The organism is Streptomyces sp. A1136 (assembly GCF_004795055.1).
Lineage (GTDB): Bacteria > Actinomycetota > Actinomycetes > Streptomycetales > Streptomycetaceae > Streptomyces.
In genome coordinates this window covers 1-684 of sequence record NZ_SSBJ01000171.1, presented here as the reverse complement: position 1 = coordinate 684, position 684 = coordinate 1, and the positions used below count along the sequence as shown (strand labels likewise).

Annotated in this window: 1 protein-coding gene; it reads left to right on the top strand. The window is 71.8% G+C overall.

Going from position 1 to position 684, the window contains the following annotated elements; genetic code table 11:
* Positions 1-25 precede the first annotated feature (25 nt).
* The coding region (locus E6R62_RS37880; protein ID WP_136217951.1) for an inositol monophosphatase family protein at positions 26-684 on the top strand (659 nt) is incomplete at its 3' end.

Below are 684 nucleotides of genomic sequence, written 5' to 3'. Positions count from 1 at the left end.
CCCTCCTCAGACAAGGAGCACCACCATGTCCGCAACGCTTCAGACCGCCGAAGTCGTCTCCTTTGACGCCGATCTGCTGGCCGGGACCGCGGACGCCGTGCGTGCGGCCGGTTCGGCGCTGCTCGGGCGCTTCGGCGAGGCAGAGGTGGTGCGCTACGAGACCCGGGAGGAGTTGATGCGTGCGCTCGCCGCCAACGACGACACGGCCCTCGACATCCTGCGCCCCCGGCTTTCGCAACTGCGCCCGGACGCCGGTTGGGTGGAGGACGAGTTGGACGGCGGGGCGCTGCCGCCCGGCGAGTGGTGGGTCGTGGACCCGGCCGAAGGCAACGTCAACCACCTGCACGGTCTGCCGGAGTGGGCGGTGACCGCCACCCTCGTGCGCGAGAACCGGCCCGTACTCACGGTCGTGCACCTGCCGTTGACCGGTGAGACCTACACCGCGCTCACCGGTGCGGGCGCACACCTCGACGGCCGGCCCCTGCACGTCTCCCAGACCGCGGACCTCGGCCTGGGCATCGCGGCCACCAGCCAGGCCCGGCCGGACGAGGACGAGGAAGTCGTGCGGCGCGTCGGCTCCTCGATCACCGCGATGCTCTTGGACGCACTCGTCGTCCGCGTCGCCGTGCCCGCGACCCTGCACCTGTTGAACGTGGCCGCCGGCCGGATCGACGCCTTCTGGCA